The sequence below is a fragment of the Achromobacter sp. NPDC008082 genome, assembly GCF_042957345.1.
Lineage (GTDB): Bacteria > Pseudomonadota > Gammaproteobacteria > Burkholderiales > Burkholderiaceae_B > Achromobacter > Achromobacter kerstersii_A.
Genome location: NZ_JBIBIB010000001.1, coordinates 426384 through 444416, shown reverse-complemented (window position 1 = coordinate 444416; position 18033 = coordinate 426384). Strand labels below are relative to the sequence as shown.

At 64.7% G+C, this 18033-nt stretch carries 18 protein-coding genes, 2 tRNA genes and 1 riboswitch; of the genes, 14 read left to right on the top strand and 6 right to left on the bottom strand.

What is annotated here, in order from left to right; translation table 11 throughout:
- Positions 1–67 precede the first annotated feature (67 nt).
- From ACFZAI_RS02060 to ACFZAI_RS02045, 4 genes are read left to right on the top strand one after another with little or no spacing between them, the layout of a single operon-like run.
- Positions 68–1060: a tripartite tricarboxylate transporter substrate binding protein gene (locus tag ACFZAI_RS02060; protein ID WP_391565351.1), complete on the top strand. Its 993-nt coding sequence runs from the start codon at positions 68–70 to the stop codon at positions 1058–1060.
- A gap of 16 nt (positions 1061–1076) precedes the next feature.
- Positions 1077–2690 carry a class I adenylate-forming enzyme family protein gene (locus tag ACFZAI_RS02055; protein WP_391565350.1) on the top strand — a complete coding sequence of 538 codons (1614 nt, stop codon included), beginning with the start codon at positions 1077–1079 and terminating at the stop codon, positions 2688–2690.
- Complete coding sequence (locus ACFZAI_RS02050; protein ID WP_391565349.1) at positions 2687–3478, top strand: citryl-CoA lyase; 792 nt, start codon at positions 2687–2689, stop codon at positions 3476–3478. The genes ACFZAI_RS02055 and ACFZAI_RS02050 overlap by 4 nt, the downstream gene beginning before the upstream one ends.
- Complete coding sequence (locus ACFZAI_RS02045; protein ID WP_391565348.1) at positions 3475–4290, top strand: SDR family NAD(P)-dependent oxidoreductase; 816 nt, start codon at positions 3475–3477, stop codon at positions 4288–4290. The genes ACFZAI_RS02050 and ACFZAI_RS02045 overlap by 4 nt, the downstream gene beginning before the upstream one ends.
- A gap of 24 nt (positions 4291–4314) precedes the next feature.
- Here ACFZAI_RS02045 and ACFZAI_RS02040 read toward each other — a convergent pair whose 3' ends face one another.
- Positions 4315–5109, bottom strand: a complete 795-nt coding sequence (locus tag ACFZAI_RS02040; RefSeq protein WP_391565347.1) for a MetQ/NlpA family ABC transporter substrate-binding protein — start codon at positions 5107–5109, stop codon at positions 4315–4317.
- 172 nt (positions 5110–5281) lie between these two features.
- Between ACFZAI_RS02040 and ACFZAI_RS02035 the strand changes: the two genes are divergently transcribed.
- Positions 5282–6355 carry a DUF6817 domain-containing protein gene (locus ACFZAI_RS02035; protein ID WP_391565346.1) on the top strand — a complete coding sequence of 358 codons (1074 nt, stop codon included), beginning with the start codon at positions 5282–5284 and terminating at the stop codon, positions 6353–6355.
- 127 nt (positions 6356–6482) lie between these two features.
- Here ACFZAI_RS02035 and ACFZAI_RS02030 read toward each other — a convergent pair whose 3' ends face one another.
- The 5 genes from ACFZAI_RS02030 to hemA form a co-directional block, all read right to left on the bottom strand.
- Positions 6483–7046 (bottom strand): UbiX family flavin prenyltransferase, encoded by a 564-nt coding sequence (locus ACFZAI_RS02030; protein ID WP_006227138.1) that lies wholly within the window; start codon positions 7044–7046, stop codon positions 6483–6485.
- Positions 7047–7053: 7 nt separating this feature from the next.
- The gene (gene grxD / locus ACFZAI_RS02025) at positions 7054–7380 is read right to left on the bottom strand and encodes a Grx4 family monothiol glutaredoxin (protein WP_006227137.1); all 327 of its coding nucleotides are present in this window, start codon (positions 7378–7380) and stop codon (positions 7054–7056) included.
- 128 nt (positions 7381–7508) lie between these two features.
- On the bottom strand, positions 7509–8336 hold the full coding sequence (gene prmC, locus ACFZAI_RS02020; RefSeq protein WP_391565345.1) for a peptide chain release factor N(5)-glutamine methyltransferase: 828 nt from the start codon (positions 8334–8336) through the stop codon (positions 7509–7511).
- Between the two features lie 10 nt (positions 8337–8346).
- A complete protein-coding gene (gene prfA, locus ACFZAI_RS02015) occupies positions 8347–9429 on the bottom strand; it encodes a peptide chain release factor 1 (protein ID WP_054427011.1) in 1083 nt (360 codons plus the stop codon).
- Positions 9430–9513: 84 nt separating this feature from the next.
- Entirely contained in the window at positions 9514–10788 is a 1275-nt protein-coding gene (gene hemA / locus ACFZAI_RS02010; RefSeq protein ID WP_342067054.1) for a glutamyl-tRNA reductase, read from the bottom strand.
- A gap of 305 nt (positions 10789–11093) precedes the next feature.
- Here hemA and ACFZAI_RS02005 point away from each other — a divergent pair.
- From ACFZAI_RS02005 to ACFZAI_RS01965, 9 genes are all read left to right on the top strand, one after another.
- Positions 11094–11169, top strand: a tRNA-Phe gene (locus ACFZAI_RS02005).
- Positions 11170–11264: 95 nt separating this feature from the next.
- Positions 11265–11340, top strand: a tRNA-Phe gene (locus ACFZAI_RS02000).
- A gap of 159 nt (positions 11341–11499) precedes the next feature.
- On the top strand, positions 11500–12273 hold the full coding sequence (locus tag ACFZAI_RS01995; protein WP_391565344.1) for a hypothetical protein: 774 nt from the start codon (positions 11500–11502) through the stop codon (positions 12271–12273).
- Complete coding sequence (locus ACFZAI_RS01990; protein ID WP_391565343.1) at positions 12270–12767, top strand: PIN domain-containing protein; 498 nt, start codon at positions 12270–12272, stop codon at positions 12765–12767. Before ACFZAI_RS01995 ends, ACFZAI_RS01990 begins: the two co-directional genes overlap by 4 nt.
- 14 nt (positions 12768–12781) lie before the next feature.
- Positions 12782–12873: riboswitch (TPP riboswitch) on the top strand.
- Between the two features lie 69 nt (positions 12874–12942).
- Positions 12943–14025, top strand: coding sequence for a long-chain fatty acid--CoA ligase (locus ACFZAI_RS01985; RefSeq protein ID WP_391565342.1), 1083 nt, complete (start codon positions 12943–12945; stop codon positions 14023–14025).
- Positions 14022–15482, top strand: coding sequence for an acyl-CoA reductase (locus tag ACFZAI_RS01980; RefSeq protein ID WP_391565341.1), 1461 nt, complete (start codon positions 14022–14024; stop codon positions 15480–15482). Before ACFZAI_RS01985 ends, ACFZAI_RS01980 begins: the two co-directional genes overlap by 4 nt.
- Positions 15479–16243 (top strand): ABC transporter ATP-binding protein, encoded by a 765-nt coding sequence (locus ACFZAI_RS01975; RefSeq protein ID WP_391565340.1) that lies wholly within the window; start codon positions 15479–15481, stop codon positions 16241–16243. Before ACFZAI_RS01980 ends, ACFZAI_RS01975 begins: the two co-directional genes overlap by 4 nt.
- Positions 16240–17004 carry an ABC transporter permease gene (locus tag ACFZAI_RS01970; RefSeq protein ID WP_391565339.1) on the top strand — a complete coding sequence of 255 codons (765 nt, stop codon included), beginning with the start codon at positions 16240–16242 and terminating at the stop codon, positions 17002–17004. Before ACFZAI_RS01975 ends, ACFZAI_RS01970 begins: the two co-directional genes overlap by 4 nt.
- A gap of 20 nt (positions 17005–17024) precedes the next feature.
- The gene (locus tag ACFZAI_RS01965) at positions 17025–18032 is read left to right on the top strand and encodes an ABC transporter substrate-binding protein (protein WP_391565338.1); all 1008 of its coding nucleotides are present in this window, start codon (positions 17025–17027) and stop codon (positions 18030–18032) included.
- Position 18033: the final 1 nt, after the last annotated feature.

Below are 18033 nucleotides of genomic sequence, written 5' to 3'. Positions count from 1 at the left end.
AGCCCAATATGAAATCGGGCAGACGAAGATCTGTCCAAATATTAGACAAAACAGGACGGAGACAAACATGAAGACTGCATTGACATGGCGCTTGGCCGCCGTTGCGGTAACGCTAGCCAGCGCGCTGGCCGCCAGCGCCCCGGCACTGGCCGCCAAGCCCTATCCCGAGCGGCCCGTGACCCTGGTGGTGGGCTACGCAGCGGGCGGCGCCACCGACATCGTTGCGCGCCTGATGGCCAAATCGCTATCGGAAGCGCTGGGCCAGACCTTCGTCGTTGAAAACAAGACGGGGGCCAACAGCAACATCGGCGCCGAGATCGTGTCGCGCGCGGCGCCTGACGGCTACACGCTGTACATGGGGTCCATCGCCAACACGATCAACCGCAGCCTGTACAGCCAGCTGAACTACAACTTCGTCAAAGACTTCAAGCCCGTGGGCATGGTGGCGACCATTCCGAACATCCTGGTCGTGAACCCCAAGCTGCCGGTCAAGACCGTGCAGGAATACATCGCCTATGCCCGCGCGCATCTCGGCAAATTGACCTGCGCGTCGTCCGGCAGCGGCTCGTCCATCCACCTGTCGTGCGAGCTGTTCAAGATGGAAACCGGCACCGACATCCTGCACGTGCCTTATCGGGGCAGCGGCCCGGCCGTGGCGGACTTGCTGGGCGGCCAGGTCGATTCCATGTTCGACAACCTGCCCTCGTCGTTGCCGCATGTGCAGGCCGGCAAGCTGCGCGCCATTGGCGTCACGTCGCCCAAGCGCCTGCCGTCCACCCCCGACGTGCCCACGTTGGCGGAATCCGGGTTGCCGGGGTTTGACGTGGAATCGTGGTTCGGCCTGGTGGCGCCCGCCGGCACGCCGCAACCCGTCATCGCGCGCCTGAACGAAGCGCTGAACCAGGCGCTAGCCAGTCCGGCGTTGCAGGCGTCGTACCAGCAGGCCGGCTTTTACGCGCCCGCCACGCCCAACACGCCCGAGACCTTCGCGAAGAAGATCGACAGCGAAATAGACAAATGGGCCGCCGTCGTCAAACGCGCCGACATCAAGGCGAACTAGTTTCCAGGAGCACAAGGTGTACCCGATCGATTTCTTTTTCCGCGCGGCGGAGCAGTATCCCGAACGCGTTGCGCTGGACGGACCGGATGGCGTGATCACCTACGCCGAGCTGGCCGCCAGCACCCGGGCCTTGGCGGCCGCCCTTCAAGCTCTGGACCCCGAACCGCAGACGCGCGTGGCGATCTGCGCGGGCAACTCCGCGCAGCACATTCTGGCGCTGCTTGCCGTGCTGGCCAGCGGAAAAATCTGGGTGCCGCTCAACTACCGCAGCACCGCGCGGGAAATCGGGCGCATCCTGGATGCCACCACGCCGTCCATCGTCATCGTCGACCAGGCCGGCGGCCCGCTGACGGCCACGGGGGATGGCGCGCGCATCCATCTTGATGATGGGGATGACAGCGCGGGTACGGGCAAGGGCTCTGGCCAGGGCGCCAGTTCGGATTCGGGCGCAGATGCCGGCACGGGCAGCAGCTCAGGCAACAGCTCAGGCGCCGGCTCGCGCAGCAGCCTGCGCCTGAACGCGCTGCTGCGGCAGTACGCTGGACGCGAGCCCACGCGACACGCGCTGTCCCGCGATGCCACGCAAGCCATCAAGTTCACGGGCGGCACGACGGGCTTGCCCAAAGGCGTGATGCAGCCCTACCGCGCGTGGAACGCGGGCATCATCAATCAAATATCCAGCTGGGAACTCACGCGCGAAGACCGCTATGTGGTGTCCGCCCCCATCACGCACGGCACCGGCACGTACGTGTTGCCCGTGCTGGCAAGCGGCGGCGCGCACCTGCTGCTGGACAGCGTCACCCCGGCCACCATCACCGCCGCCTTCCGGGAACGAGGCGGCACGCTCAGCTTCATGCCGCCCACGCTGATCTACATGATCATGGCGCAGGATGGCGTGTCGCGCGCCGACTTCCCCCATCTGCGCAACCTGATCTACGGTGGCGCGCCCATGCCGCCTGAAAAAATCGACCGCGCACGCGAATTTTTCGGGCCCGTGCTGGGCACGACCTATGGGCAAACCGAAGCGCCGCAAATTGCCACCGTGCTGCGCCCAGCAGACCTGAACGACCCGCGCAACCGCGCGTCGGTCGGGCGCGCAACGTGGCTGTCGGACGTGGCCATCATGGCGCCCGACGGCACGCTGCTGCCCCGCGGCGAGATCGGCGAAGTGGTGGTGCAGGGCGACCTGACGATGACGGGCTATTGGCGTCTGCCGGAGAAAACCGCCGAAACGCTCATCGACGGCTGGCTGCACACCGGCGACACGGGCCTGATCGATGCGCGCGGCTATCTGTTCCTGAAAGACCGGCTGCGCGACGTCATCATCACCGGCGGCTTCAACGTCTACCCGGTCGATGTCGAAAACGCGCTGTCGTCACACCCCGCCGTGTACGAATGCTCGGTGTTCGGCCTGCCGGATGACAAATGGGGCGAAGCGGTCCACGCCGCCGTGCAGTTCCACCTCGGCGCGCAGGCCGATGCCGATGCGCTGAAAGCCCATGTGCGCGCGCTGCTGGGCCCGGTCGCCACGCCCAAGCAATTTCATATCCATGACAGCCTGCCGCGCTCTAGCGTGGGCAAGGTTCTGAAGAATGCCGTGCGCGACGCCGCACAAAAGGAGACGCCATGAACACCCCCGAGACCCGCCTTTGCGCCCATCATTTGACTGGCATGTCGTACCGCGACGTCGACCTGGTGGATGACCTGATCGGCAAGAAGACCTTCACCGAAGTCATGATCATGCAAATCCTTGGGCGCGATGCGCGGCCCGTGGACATGCGCATCGTGGACGCGGTGCTGGTCACCTTGATGGAGCACGGCATGACGCCCAGCGCCATCGCCACGCGTCTGATCTACATGAGCGCCCCCGAAAACCTGCAAGGCGCGGTCGCCTCGGGGTTGATGGCGGTGGGCAGCCAGTTTGTCGGCACCATGGAAAATTGTTCGCGCCTGCTCGACCGCATCAAACAGGCGCCGGACGGGCGCGCCGAAGCGCTGGCCATCGCGCGCGAGTTCCGCGAACAGCGACAGGCCCTGCCCGGCTTCGGCCACCATTTGCACAAGCCCGACGACCCCCGTTCGATCAAACTGTTGGCGCTGGCCGAAGCCGAGCCCGACCTGGAAGGCGCATCATTGAACGCGTTGCGCCTGCTGGCGGCAGCCATCGATGAGACCTACGGCAAGCACATCACCATCAACGCCACGGGTGCGGTAGCGGCGCTGTTAAGCGAGATCGGCGTGCCGACCAATCTGATGCGCGGCTTTGCCGTGATATCGCGCGCGGCCGGCCTGGTGTCGCACGTGGCGGAAGAACAGCAGAGCCCGTCGGGCCGCTACATCTGGGAAACCATCGATCACGCCATCCCTTATGTCGGCAAGGGCAAAACGCATCAGCAAGACGACGGTGAATCCGCATGACGGCGGCCGGCAGCGATGCGCGATTGGCGGGCAAGGTTGCGCTGGTGGCCGGCGCGGGCGCGTCGGCCACCGGGTGGAGCATCGGCAAAGCCAGCTGCGTGACCATGGCGCAGCAAGGCGCGTCGATTGTCGCGCTGGACGCCAACCTGGCCGCCGCGCAAGAGGCGGCTCACGAAGTCGAGCAAGCCGGCGGCAGCGCTTGGCCTGTGCAGGCGGACGTGGCCGATCCCGAAGCCATGCAGGCGGCGGTAGACGCCGCGCTGCGCCGCTACGGGCGCATCGACATCCTGCAAGCCAACGCGGGCATCGGCAAGGTGGGCGGGCCGGAAGATATTTCCCTGGAAGATTGGGATCGCATCCAGCAAGTGAACGTGACCAGCCTGCTGATCGCCACGCGCTTGCTGGCGCCCGTGATGCGTCAACAGGGCGGCGGCGCCATCGTCACGGTGTCGTCCATCGCGGGTATCCGGTACACCGGTTATCCCCACCTGGCCTATAGCGTCAGCAAGGCCGCCGTCATTCACTTCGCGCGCATGGCGGCGCAGCAATATGCCGCCGACGGCATCCGCGTGAATACCGTCATCCCCGGGCTGATCGATACGCCGCGCGTGGCGCAAAACGTGGCGCGCATGTTTGACCCTGACGATCTGCAGGCGGCGCTGGCCGCGCGCGACCGGCAAGTGCCGATGGGCCGGATGGGCACGCCGTGGGAAGTCGCCCGCGCCGTGGCGTTCCTGGCATCCGACGATGCGTCCTACATCACCGGCACCGAACTGCTCGTGGATGGCGGGCTGACCGGGAAGTACGCCTGAGCGGCGCGGCGCCCGCCGCACGTCTTACCAAGACGTCGAATACGCGCCCGGGAACTGCTTGGCCACAAACGCCTTCACCTCGTCCGACTGATACGCCTTGATGAAGCGCGCAATGCGCGGGTCGTTCTTGTTGTCTTCGCGCGCGGCGATCACCACGGCGGCAAACGGCGCGTCCTTGCTTTCCAGCGCCAGCGCGTCCTTGGCGGGCGACAGGCCGGCCGGAATGGCGTAGGCGGAATTCACGGCGGCCGCGTCCACGTCGGCCAGCGAATGCGGCAATTGCGCCGCTTCGATCTCAATGAACTTCAGCTTCTTCGGGTTGTCGACCACATCGAACAACGACGCCGTTACCGTCACGCCGTCTTTCAGCTTGATCAGCTTGGCCGCCTGCAACACCAGCAGCGCGCGGGCGCCGTTGGTCGGGTCATTTGGAATAGCCACCTTGCCGCCTTGCGGCAGATCATCCAGCGACTTCAATCGCTTGGAATAAATGCCCATCTGCTGCACCACCGCCGTCGCCACCGGCACCAGCTTGTAGCCGCGCGCCTTGTTCTGCGAATCCAGGAAGGGCTTGTGCTGGTAGATGTTCAGGTCCAGTTCCTTGGCGTCCAGCGCGGCGTTGGGCTGAATGAAATCGCTGAATTCGATCAGCTTCACTTTCAGGCCCTGCTTGGCGGCAACCTGTTGCACCACTTCACCGATTTGCGCGTGCGGGCCGACGGTCACGCCCACCTTCAATTCGGCGTCCTGCGCCATGGCTTGGGTGCTGGCGAATCCGAGCACGGCGGCGAAAACAACCAAGGAATGACGAAGGCGCATGAGGCATCTCTAGAGTAGGAAGAATGACCCGCGATTCTATTGATCGCCCTACAAAACTGGAAGCGATGAATATTCATATTGATATGTGCAAAACGATATAAGCACTGCGCCATGACAAGCCCGCCTCATGCGGACACAATAGCGGCTGCTTTCAATCACACGCATTCACGCCATGTCCCCATCCCCCGAACTCCATCCGCATGCGCGCGCCCTGCTCGCTGACCACTACGCCGCCGTCGACGCCGACCTGCCCGCGCTGCTGGACTTGCTGTTCGCCCGCAGCGCCGGAGAAGACTGGCACAAGGCCGGCACCTTCAAGCATCACTTGCTTGGCGTGTACCGCACGCTGACGCTGTGGAACCAGCCGCGCGAAGTGCGCATGCTGGGCCTGTTCCACAGCGTTTACGGCAACGAATACGTGGACCTGACCTTGTTCGACCGCGAGCGCGAACGCTCGACCCTGCGCGAGATGCTGGGCGAAGAAGCCGAAGCATGGGTCAGCCTGTTCTGCGCGATGCCGCGCACGAAGTTCGTGCAGGCGGTGCTTGCCGGACAAGGCACGGGCAGCGCAGGCATGACGCTTGAGGGCCCAGACGGACAGGTCTTCACGCTGACGCCGCGCCAGGTTGCCGCGTTCATCGTCGTGTCCGCCGCCGACATCGGCGAGCAATGGCATAGCTGGCAGGACGAAATCTTCGCCGGCTATCCGCAGCAGCAGCGCCGCGACTTGAAAACGAATTGGGCCGCGTCGTTGTGGCCGGGCCCTTTGAAGCCGCCGTCAAACATCCTGTCGATGCTGTCGCATCTGCTGGCTCCGATGTCGCGCATGCCGGCCGACACCGGCATCCCCGTCCCGCCTGCGTTTGATGGGTGCCGCGCCACGCTCAGCCCGCGCGACGAAGCGGCGGCCAGCGCGCTGTACTGGCAGGTCATCACGCGCATGCATCCGCTAACCGAGATGGACAGCGCGCGCCATCTGCTGGAAGCCGCCGTGGCGCACAACCCTTGGGTTGGCGAACCCCGCCTGCTGCTGGCGCAACTGGCGCTGACCACGGGCGATTTCGACGCCGCTGAGCAGCACGCCGCCGCCGGGCTTGCCGCGTTGCAAGCGTGGGGCACGGCGTGGGACAAGCGCATTGAATGGGCCGGCTGGATGGCCTGGGCGCGCATCGAATTGCAAAACGCCCGCGCGCGACTATGGCCGGAAAACCTGGCGGCGTTGAACGGGATGGGGCTGGTGGAATAGGCCAACGCCCTGCCCATGCAAACAGCCCCGCATGCGGGGCTGTTTTTATTTCGGGCTGGCTGGCTGACTGCGTGGCTGCCTGCCTGGCGGACTGCATGCCTGACTGGCGGGCTGCCTGGCAGGCGCGCTACTTCATGCCTTCCCAGTGCGGGCCTGGCACGACGATGTCGAAGAGTTCCAACACGCGGGCAACGGTGTGGTCCACCATTTCTTCGATGGACGCCGGGCGGTGATAAAACGCCGGCAGCGGCGGAAATACGATGCCGCCCATTTCGGTGACGGCCGTCATGTTGCGCAAGTGCGCCAGGTTGAAGGGCGTTTCGCGCACCATCAGCACCAGGCGGCGGCGTTCCTTCAAGGTGACGTCGGCCGCGCGCGTGATGAGGTTATCCGACAAGCCATGGGCCACGGCCGCCAGCGTGCGCATCGAACACGGCACGATCACCATGCCTGCGGTCTGGAACGCGCCGCTGGCCAGCGTGGCGCCCACGTCGCGCACCGAATGCACGTGGTCGGCCAGCGCGTAGATATCGTGGCGGCTGACGTCCAGTTCGTGCTTGATGTTCAGCACGCCCGAGGCCGACACCACCAGATGCGTCTCCACATCGTCCACGCCGCGCAATGCTTGCAGCATGCGCACCGCGTAGAGCGCGCCCGTGGCGCCGGTGATGCCGATAACGAGTCGACGCATCGAGGCGTTAAGCCGTGGCGCCGGATTGCTCCAGCAGCGTCTTCAGTTCGCCGGATTCATTCATCTCGTTCATGATGTCCGAGCCGCCAATGAATTCGCCCGCCACATACAGTTGGGGGATGGTCGGCCAGCTGGAGAATTCCTTGATGCCCTGGCGCACTTCGTCGTCTTCCAGCACATTGACGGTGACCAGCTTCTTCACGCCACAGCCCTTCAGGATCTGAATGGCCTTGCCGGAAAAGCCGCATTGCGGGAATTGGGCGGTGCCCTTCATGAACAGCACAACGGGGTGCTGGGTCACGGTTTCGCGGATGAATTCTTGAACGTCGCTCATGGTGGTCTCTTCGACAGGCATAACGGAATAGGGCAATTATAGGTACAGCCGGAAAAACCGCCCGAATTACCCGGGCGCGCCGCCGGACTTTGCCGGGAATCCGGGGGCTGGGTTCTGTAACAACCGGCCTAGCGGCGGGGGTAGCGGCCGCCGGAAATGCGTTCGATGCCCGCCAAGTCCTGGCGGCTGTGCACGTCATCGAACCCGGCTGCGGTCAGCAAATCCCGTACCGCCTGCGCCTGGTCCCAGCCATGCTCCATCCACAACGCGCCGCCCGGCTTCAGATGCCGGCTTGCGCCCGCCACGATGCGGCCCAGGTCTTCCAAGCCGCCCGCGCCGTCGGTCAACGCGCCGCGCGGCTCGAAACGCAGGTCGCCCTGATCCAGATGGGGGTCGTCGCTGGCCACATAGGGCGGGTTCGACACGATCAGGTCAAAGCCTTCGCCGGCCGGCACGGCGTCATACCAGCTGCCTTCCACGAACCGCACCGACGCGGTCAGCTCCCACGCGTTGGCGGCCGCCACTTTCAACGCCGCGGCGCTGACATCCGACGCCATCACCCGCGCATCCCGGCGCGCCAGCGCGATCGAGATCGCAATGGCGCCGCTGCCCGTGCCCAGGTCCAGCACGGCAGGGCCGGCCGTACCGGCCACGCATTCCAGCGCGGTTTCCACCAGCACTTCCGTGTCGGGACGCGGGATCAGCACGTCGGGCGTCACGCGAAACGAATGGCCCATGAATTCGCGATGGCCCAGCAGATACGCCATCGGCTCGCCCGCCAGGCGGCGCGCAAGCAGGGCCTCGTAGGCGGCGGCAACCTCAGGCGCCAACGGGTCCGTGTCGTGCGCCAGCAGCCACGCACGCGGCTTTTGCAGCACGTGCTCAAGCAGCATGCGCACTTCCAGACGCGGCAGGCGCGTGTCGAGCAGCAGGCTTTTCAGCTGGGGCGCGGTCATGGGCCGGGGCTCAGATGTCGTCGCCCAGCGCCGCCAACTGCTCGGCCTGATGCTCGGCAATCAGCGCGCCAGTCAGTTCTTCCAGATCGCCTTCCATGATCTGTTGCAGCTTGTACAGCGTCAGGTTGATGCGGTGATCCGTCACGCGGCCCTGCGGGAAGTTATACGTGCGGATGCGCTCGGAGCGGTCGCCCGTGCCGATCAGGCTCTTGCGCTCGGCGGCTTCCTTGCTTTGCCGTTCGCGCGTTTCCTTGTCTTTCAGGCGCGCGGCCAGCACCTGCATGGCCTTGTCCTTGTTGCGATGCTGGGAACGGTCGTCCTGGCATTCCACCACCAGCCCCGTCGGCAAGTGGGTGATACGCACGGCCGAATCGGTCTTGTTGATGTGCTGGCCGCCCGCGCCGCTGGCGCGGAACGTGTCGATGCGCAGGTCGTTCGCATTGATGACGATCTCCGACATCTCGTCGGCTTCCGCCATGATCGCGACCGTGCAGGCCGACGTATGGATGCGGCCCTGCGCTTCGGTCGCCGGCACGCGCTGCACGCGGTGCGCGCCGGACTCGAACTTCAGGCGGCCATACGCGCCATCGCCGTCGATACGCGCGATCACTTCCTTGTAGCCGCCCAGTTCCGATGCGCTTTCCGACATCAGCTCAACGCGCCAGCCACGCGTTTCCGCATAGCGCGAATACATGCGCAGCAGGTCGCCGGAGAACAGCGCGCTTTCGTCGCCGCCCGTGCCGGCGCGGATTTCCAGGAACACGCTGCGGCCATCGTTGGGGTCGCGCGGCAGCAGCAACAGCTGCAACGCGCTTTCCAGGCTTTCCAGCTTGCCGCGGCCCGACTTGATCTCGTCTTCGGCCATCGCTTTCATGTCGGGGTCCGACAGCATTTCCTGCGCCGTCGCCAGGTCTTCCTCGGTGCGGGCAAACGCCGTGAAGGCCTCGACCACGGGTTCCAGCTCGGCGCGTTCGCGCGAGAGCTTGCGGAAACGGTCCATATCGGACGCGGTTTCCGGTTGGGCGAGCAACGCGTCCACCTCGGTCAGGCGGTGACACAGATGCTCCAGCCGGCTACGCATGGAAGATTTCATGGGGGAATGACCAAAGAGAAAACAGGAATAGCGGGCGCCCACAAGACGAACGCCCGCCAGGAGGCGGGACGTGGGACAGATTCGCTAACGGCGGGAATCGCGGCCGGGGAACAGGCGCGGCATCCACGCAAGCAGCTGCTTGCGCTCATCGCCTTCGCTGCGGTTCAACGCCGCCAGCGGGCCGTGCAGATATTTTTGCGTCAGGCCGTGGGCCAGTTGTTCCAGCACGGCTTCGGGCGATTCGCCACGCGCCAGCATGCGGCGCGCGCGTTCGAGTTCGGCAGCGCGGACGTCTTCGGCGGCCTGATGCAGGTCGCGGATGACGGGCACCACTTCGCGGGACTGCATCCAGTGCATGAAGCCCTGGACGCGGGTCTCGATGATGGCTTCGGCTTGCACGACAGCCGCGCGGCGCGCGTCGGTGCCGGTCTGCACCAGGCGGCCCAGATCATCCACCGAATACAGATAGACGTCGTCCAGGCGGCCGACTTCGGGTTCGATGTCGCGCGGCACGGCCAGATCAATCATGACCATCGGGCGGTGACGGCGCAGGCGCGTGGCCCTTTCCACCATCCCCAGACCGAGGATGGGCAAGGAGCTTGCCGTACAGGAAACGATGACGTCGAACTCGGACAGGCGGTCTGTCAGGTCAGACAGTTTCATCGTGCTGGCCGAAAACCGGTTGGCCAGAATTTCTGCGCGCTCGGCCGTGCGGTTGGCCACGACCATGCTGCGCGGACGTTGCGCGGCGAAGTGCGTGGCGCAAAGTTCGATCATTTCGCCCGCGCCGATGAACAGCGTGCGGGCCTGGTCCAAATTGCCGAACACGCGTTCGGCCAGCCGGACAGCGGCCGCAGCCATCGATACCGACTGCGCGCCGATCGCGGTTTGCGACCGCACTTCCTTGGCGACCGAGAACGTGCGCTGGAACATCTGGTGCAGCAACGTGCCCAACGACCCGGCTTCGCCCGCGGCGCGCACGGCGTCTTTCATCTGGCCCACGATCTGGGTTTCACCCAGCACCATGGAATCCAGCCCGCTGGCCACGCGGAACGCGTGACGCACGGCGTCGTCTTGATGATGGCGGTACAGGTGCGGGCGCAGCGTGCCGGCGTCCAGGCGGTTGTGTTCAGCCAGCCAGGCGGGCAATTGATCAGCGACGTGGCCGTCGGCTGCGCAATAGATCTCGGTGCGATTACAGGTGGACAGGATGGCGGCTTCGCGGACGGAACCGCCGAATGCCGAACGCAGACCTTCCAACGCCGGCTTGACCAGATCGACGGGCATAGACACGCGTTCGCGAACCGAAACCGGCGCGGACGTGTGATTCAGACCGAAGGCAAGGACAGCTACCGACATGAGTTAGCGTTAAGAACTGCCACTAAGAACAAGGCGTTACGTCAGGGCCACCTTGAGCAACACGGGCGGAACCCGAGCGGAACATGGGCTGGAAATTTTCCGGAAACGTAACAGCGAACTGTCGAAGATTATACCCCCGCGGGTTATCCCCAAGCCAATTCACGCCCCGTCCGCGACCCTGCGTCGCACCCTTGCGTGCCATTCACCCAACACTTTGGCTCTGGCCCTTTAACCGGAAATTGTCGCGATTTTTTCTCTCCGGCTGGCACAGGCACAAAAAATTGTGTATAGTTGCGGACTTCGTTGGCCTGGTAGCTCAGTCGGTAGAGCAGAGGATTGAAAATCCTTGTGTCGGTGGTTCGATTCCGCCCCAGGCCACCAAAAGAATTATTGGAATTATTGGGATTGCGGTAGCAATATCAAATCCCAAAAAAAGCCCAGCCGCCGCGCTGGGCTTTTTGCAAAGCGTACGTGTTGGCCTGGTAGCTCAGTCGGTAGAGCAGAGGATTGAAAATCCTTGTGTCGGTGGTTCGATTCCGCCCCAGGCCACCAAAAGATTCAAGCATTGAGCCCCGCCTTGGCGGGGCTTTTTGCGTTTGGTACGTTGATCAGCCTGCGGCCTAATCTTGTCATGATGACAAGATTCCCACGCTGCTTGCAAAAGATTACAAGACCTCCGAAAAAAGCAGTGCGAGGTCTACAATCAACGCCATGAAACCCGCCGACAACCTTCGCTTCGCTATCCGCGACCGCATCAACGGCGTTGATGTGGGGCCGAAGCATGTCCCATTGAGTCTGCTCGGGGAATTTCAAAAGGACGTTAGCGACTTTTTGCAAGGTTCAACCCGAGAGGTAAACCCGGCAGATGTCTTGGTGTCTATTGATGAAGGCTCGTTGGTGTTAGTCGCGAGCGGTTTGCTGGGCGCCTCGTTGCTATGGGCTGACGTGGAGCAATTGACCACCCCCGACTCGATGCGTACGATCGATCCAAGACGCGCCGCCATCGTCGAGCGCTGGCAAGCTCAGGCCCGTAACAACCCAGACCGCGCGTACGTTCTGGAAGACATGGGCAAGCATCCCCTCGCGATCGTCAATGCGCAATCAGACTTCAAGCAAACCGTCGATATCTGGGTAACAGTCGAAAAGTATCTACACGGCAAAATCGTGGATTGGGGCGGCAAGACCAAAGCCAACGTTCATCTTGTACTTGAGAACGGCAAATCCCTTACGGTGGCGGCCACTCAGCAATTGCTCGCGCAAGAGAGTGAAAATCGCCTCTATCGTCAGGCGTTGCTCCACGTGACCGCAGAAGAAAATCTGCGCACCGGTGAACTTCGCAATTTAAATCTGCGTTCCTTCGAGGTGCATCACCCCGCTTACGACGAAGACGAATTTCAGCAGATGGTTCGCAAAGGCACCGCCGCCTGGGCGGATGTCCCCAGCGCCACTAAATGGGTTGAATCGCTGCGAGGCGACGACACATGACGGCGGCAGTGCTGCTGGACACCAGCTATCTGATCTCCCTGGTCGACGCGAGGCGGCCCAACCACCACACTGCCACCAAGTATTTCCGACAAATGCTCGACGAGTCCTTGCCGATTTACTTTTCGGCCGTTGTTGCAGCAGAGTTCGGAATCAAGCAACCCATTACTGATTTACCGCTGCAAAAATTCCGGCATTTGCCATTCAACATTCCGCACGGACAACGAGCGGCCCAGCTGTGGAATGCATTGGGTCCAAGGGAAGACGACACACCGCGCGCGGTGGCGCGGGATGACGTCAAACTGATCGCCCAGGCCTGCCACGAGCGCATTCCCTTTGTCATCACGGAGGATGCGTCGTCACTGCAAAAGTACTGCGACCGGCTACGTGTTGCCAGTGTATGCCAAGTGCGGTCCATCGTGTTGTCCAGCGGCTATGACCCCGCAGCATTCCGGCTGGACGGCCAGCAAGGACTCGACCTGGGCGATGATTCCTAGGCCGGGTTAACATTGCCTCTGCTCCGGGGTGCACGCCAGTGCTGAGATTCAGACCCGCGAACTTGACCCGGTTCATGCCGGCGTAAGAAGAGCATTCGTCTTGCCCTGCCGCGCCGTTGCGCCGCTTGCGCAGGCGGGCTTCGGAGCTTCCTTGTACTGGAATCATCGAACGCCCATGAACAACGTCGCCCCGCCGGTCGCGGAACTACTCGAATTCATCGCCCAGGACGGCTGCACCGACGAGCAGTTTGATCAGCTCGCGCTGCGGCTTTTTGCCTATCAATATGGGGCCAGTGCGCCCTACCGCAGCTTCTGCCAGCGCCGTGGCGCCACCGTGCGCAATGTGAAGACGTGGAGCGATATTCCCGCCGTGCCGATTGACGCGTTCAAGGCGATGGAGTTGCGCTGCGAACCCGCCCGGCCTGATGAGCGCGTGTTCATGACCAGCGGCACGACGCGCGCCGATATGCGTGGGCGCCACTTTCATCCGCATCTGGCCGTGTACGACCTGTCCATGACGCGCAACTTCGCGGCCCGCGTCATGCAGGGCACGGCGCGACTGCCGATGGGCATCTTGTTTCCCGATGAAGTGGCCATGCCGAATTCGTCGCTGGCGCATTATCTGGCGCTGGCCAAATCCGCCTTTGGCAGTGAAGGCAGCCGCTATTTCATGTCGCCGCAGGGCATTGATCTTGACGGTTTGTGGCGCCAGCTGGAAGACGCCGAGCGCAGCGGCGAGCCTTATGCGCTGCTGGGCGCGAGCTTCAGCTTCGTGCATGTGATTGACGCCTTGCGCCGTGAAGGCCGCACGTTTCGCCTGCCGCCGGGCAGCCGCATTCTGGATACGGGCGGCTACAAGGGCCAGTCGCGCGAGCTGCCGCTAGACACGTTCTATGCGGAGCTCTCTGCGCTGCTGGGCGTGCCGCGGTCGCTGTGCATCAACATGTATGGCATGACCGAGCTCAGCACGCAGTTCTATGACGACGGCAACGCCACCGTGCCGTCAGTGAAATCGGGGCCGCACTGGATTCGGTCGCGGCTGGTGGACCCGGCCACGGGCCGCACGGTGCCAGCGGGCGAACGCGGCATCCTCGCGCACTGCGACCTGGGCAACTTCAATTCGGTCAACACCATCCTGACGGAAGACGTGGGCGAGCCCGCTGATGGCGGATTCCTGCTGCTGGGCCGGGCTGAAGGCGCGCAGGCCAAGGGCTGCTCGCTGGCGGTCGAAGAGTTCATCCAGTCGGCGCGATCATGAACGTGCAACGGGTCGAGGGGGGATACCTGCCGGGGCTCGCCTCGGCGGATGTGCAATGGCAGACGCTGCCGTTCGAGCAGGACGGGCAACGCGTGGACGTCGCCGTGCCGGTGCTGTCCGCCGCGCAGATGCAAGCGCTTGCCGCGCGCGTCAAACGCGCCAGCGCGCAGCATCTGAAGACGATGACGGTGTCGGAAATCATCACCATCATCGACCGCGCCATCGCCCGCCTGCTCGACCCGAACGACCCGCTGCGCCGCCAGGCCGATGCGCTGCTGCCGGTTGTGACCGGCTACGACGCCGACATGGTGCGGCTGGGGCTCACCGGCTTGCTCAAAACATTCCGCGCGCCGCAGTTGCATCGTTTTGTGGCCGAGGACTTCGCCAACCCCAAGGTGCTGGACAGCTTCCAGCCTGCGATCAAGGGCGGCGCCGTGCGCGCCTACGGCCCGCAATTGCTGGTGCACAGCTGGGCCGGCAACGTGCCGGCACTCGCCTTGTGGAGCTTGATATGCGGCCTGCTGGTGAAGGCCGGCAATATCGGAAAACTGCCCAGCGCCGAACCGCTGTTTGCGGGCTGGTTCGCGCGTTTGCTGGCCGACGTGCACCCGCCGCTGGCGGACTGCATGGCGGTCGTCTGGTGGCGTGGCGCAGGCGATGACGACGCGTCGGCGCTTTATGCACAGGCCGATACCGTGGTCGCCTATGGCGGCAACGACGCGCTACATGCTATCCAGCGCCGCCTGCCCGTCACGACACGCTTTCTGGCGCACGGCCACAAGCTGGGCTTTGGCGTTGTCAGCGCCATGGCGCTGGATGCTCAGAAAGCCCCTGCGCTGGCGCGCCGCGCGGCCTGGGACGTCATGCGTTATGACCAGCAGGGTTGTTATTCCCCGCATGTGTTCTACGTGCAGCGCGGCGGCCGGGTGTCGCCGCGCGAATTCGCCAGCTATCTGGCGGGCGAACTGTCGAATCTGCAACGCCGCTTTCCCCGGCGCGCGATGGACCTGGCGGAATCCGCTGCCGTGGCGAAGTGGCGGCAGTCAATCGAATGGCAACTGCCTGCCGACGGCGCGGATGCGCTGATCGGCGACCCTGATTCCGCGTGGAGCGTCGCGTATGCCGACGCGGCGCAGCCTCTGATGCCAACCGCCCTGCAGCGCAGCATCGTGGTGGCGGGCATTGATACGCTGGATGATGTGGCGCCGCTCGTGGCCGCCCATCACGACTATCTGCAAACGGCGGGCGTCGCGGCGACGCCCGAAGAACTCTACCGCCTGGCCGAGCAACTGGGCGCAGCGGGCGTCACCCGCATCAGCGCCATCGGCTCGATGAGCGTGCCCGAAGCGGGCTGGCATCACGACGGCCGCTTCAATCTGCTGGACCTCGTGCGCATGACGGAAATCGAACAGTCCGCCGAAACCGCCGCCGACCCGTTCGCCCCCTACGAGCCATGAGCGCGCACCACGCCATGCCTTTTCTGAACCTTGAACAGGTGGTCTACACCTACCCCGGCCGCCCGCCCATCGTGGATGGCGTCGACTGGCGGCTGGAGGCCGGCGGTGTGCATTGCCTGGTGGGGCGCAGCGGTTGCGGCAAGACGACGCTGCTCAAACTGGCCGCGGGCCTGCTGGCCCCGCAGTCGGGCCGCGTCCAGCTGTGGGATGGCGCGCCCGCCACGCCCGGCCCGCAACTGGGCTATGTGTTTCAGGCGCCGACGCTGCTGGAATGGCATCGCGTCATCGACAACGTGCTGCTGCCCGTGTCGTTGCAGCGCCGGCCCCTGCCTGAAGACATCGAACGCGCGCAGTCCTTGCTCGCCATGCTGGGCTTGTCCGACTACGCACAGCGCTATCCCCGCCAGCTGTCTGGCGGCCAGCAAAGCCGCGTAGCGCTTGCGCGCGCGCTGATTCTTGAGCCCGCGCTGCTGCTGCTGGACGAGCCCTTCGCGGCGCTGGACGCCATTACGCGCGGCGAGCTGCAAGACGACTTGATGCGGCTGTGCCGCCTGCGCAAGACGACCGTGCTGTTCGTCACGCACGACATCGGCGAAGCCGTGTACCTGGGCGACCGCGTCGCCGTCATGCACCAGGGCCGCATGGCCGCCGACCTGCCGATCGACCTGCCCGCGCCGCGCACGCAGCCGATGCGCCACGGCGCCGCGTTCAACGCCTATTGCGCGCAGGTCTTTGAATTCATGAACGGAGCGCGCGCATGAAGCCCGCCATCCCCTTTCGCCTGCTGTCGTTGGCGCTGCTGGTGTTGCTGGTGGGCGTATGGGAAGTCACGGTGCGGCAGGCCGGTATCTCGGCACTGGTGCTGCCCGCCCCCTCGGCCGTTGCGAAGACGCTGTGGACGAGTCTTGCCACCGGCTATCTCTGGCCGCACATCGGCGCGACGCTTGCCGAGATGCTGCTGGGCCTGGCGCTGGGCGGCGCGGCCGGGCTGGCGATGGGGGTGGCCTTGGCCGAATCGGCGCTGCTGGACCGCGTATTCAAGCCCTACGTCATCGTCAGCCAGGTGGTTCCCAAGCTGGCCCTCGCGCCGCTTTTTGTGTTGTGGTTCGGTTTCGGCATGGCGCCCACCATCGTCATGACCGCGCTGATCTGCTTCTTTCCGCTGATGGAAAACACGCTCACCAGTTTGCGGCAGGTGGACCCGAACCGGCTTCAACTGTTTCGCATGCTGGGCGCATCGCGCGCGCAGACCTTGCTGCGCCTGAAGCTGCCCGCGGGGCTGCCCGGCATCCTGGCCGGCCTGCGCGTGGCGTTGGTGCTGGCGCTGGTGGGCGCCGTCGTCGGTGAATTCATTGGCGCCAGCCGTGGGCTGGGCGCCGTCATCATCGCCGCGCAAGGCATGATGGACACGCCACTGATGTTCGCCGCGCTTACCGCCATTGCCGCCATCGGGCTGCTGGGCTACCAAGCCACGCTGATGCTCGAACGCCGCCTGCTGCGCCCCTACGCGGATCAATCGTGACCCCTATCAGGACCTTACCCATGCTCCCGTCCCCTACCCGCCGCGCGTTGTTGACGGCCGCCGCCGGCCTTGCCGCCACGTCGCTCGTGCCCGTGGCCGCGCGCGCCCAAGGCAACCCCGCCGCCACCGGCACGGTCACGCTGGCCGGCTGGAGCAAGCCCATCAGCGAAATCACGAACCTGCTGGCCGAACCCGACAAGGGCTTCTTCAAGGCGCAGGGCGTGAACCTCGTCTACCTGCCAGGTGCGGGCGGCGGCGACGCCATCCGCAATATTCTCAGCGGGCAGGCCGACGTGGCCTTCACCGACCCCGGCTCGTTCTTCATGGCGCTGGACAAAGGCGAGAAGCTGCGCGCCATCTACGACATCTATCCGCAGAACGTGTTCAACGTGGTGTCGCTGAAGTCGGCAAACATTTCGCGCCCGGCAGACTTGAAGGGCAAACGCATCGGCGTCTACAGCCTGGCAAGCGGCACGCGCCAGAATCTGCTGGTAATGCTGCACCAAGCCGGCCTGACCGAAGCCGACGTTGAAATCGTTGTGACCGGCGTGCTGAACTTTGCGCCGCTGTTGCAGGGCCAGGTCGACGCCACCGCCGCCACCGACACCGGCCTGCTGGTCGGCCGCCGCCGTGGCCTGGGGGAGGTCAACGTGATGGAAGTGCGCGACACCCTCAACGTATCCAGCGACCTGTTCGTGGTGCGGGAATCGGTGTATCAACAAAAGCAGCCGTTGCTGCGCGCGTTCCTGAAGGCGTATCGCGACAGCGCCGCGTGGATGATCGCCCAGCCGGAAGAAGCCGCCACGCTGGCCGGCAAACGCGCCATCGACGGCACCGACCGCAGCATCAACCTGGACGTGATCCGGCTGCGCAACGCCGCGTCCGTCTCGCCTGCCGGCCGCCCGCTGGGCGCGTTTGACCTGGACCTGTTGCAGAAGGCCGCTGACGCCTACCGCGCGCTGGGCCTGATCCAGCACCCCATCGATGTCGCCGCCGTCGTCGACGCCAGCCTGTTGCCCGGAGCCTGAC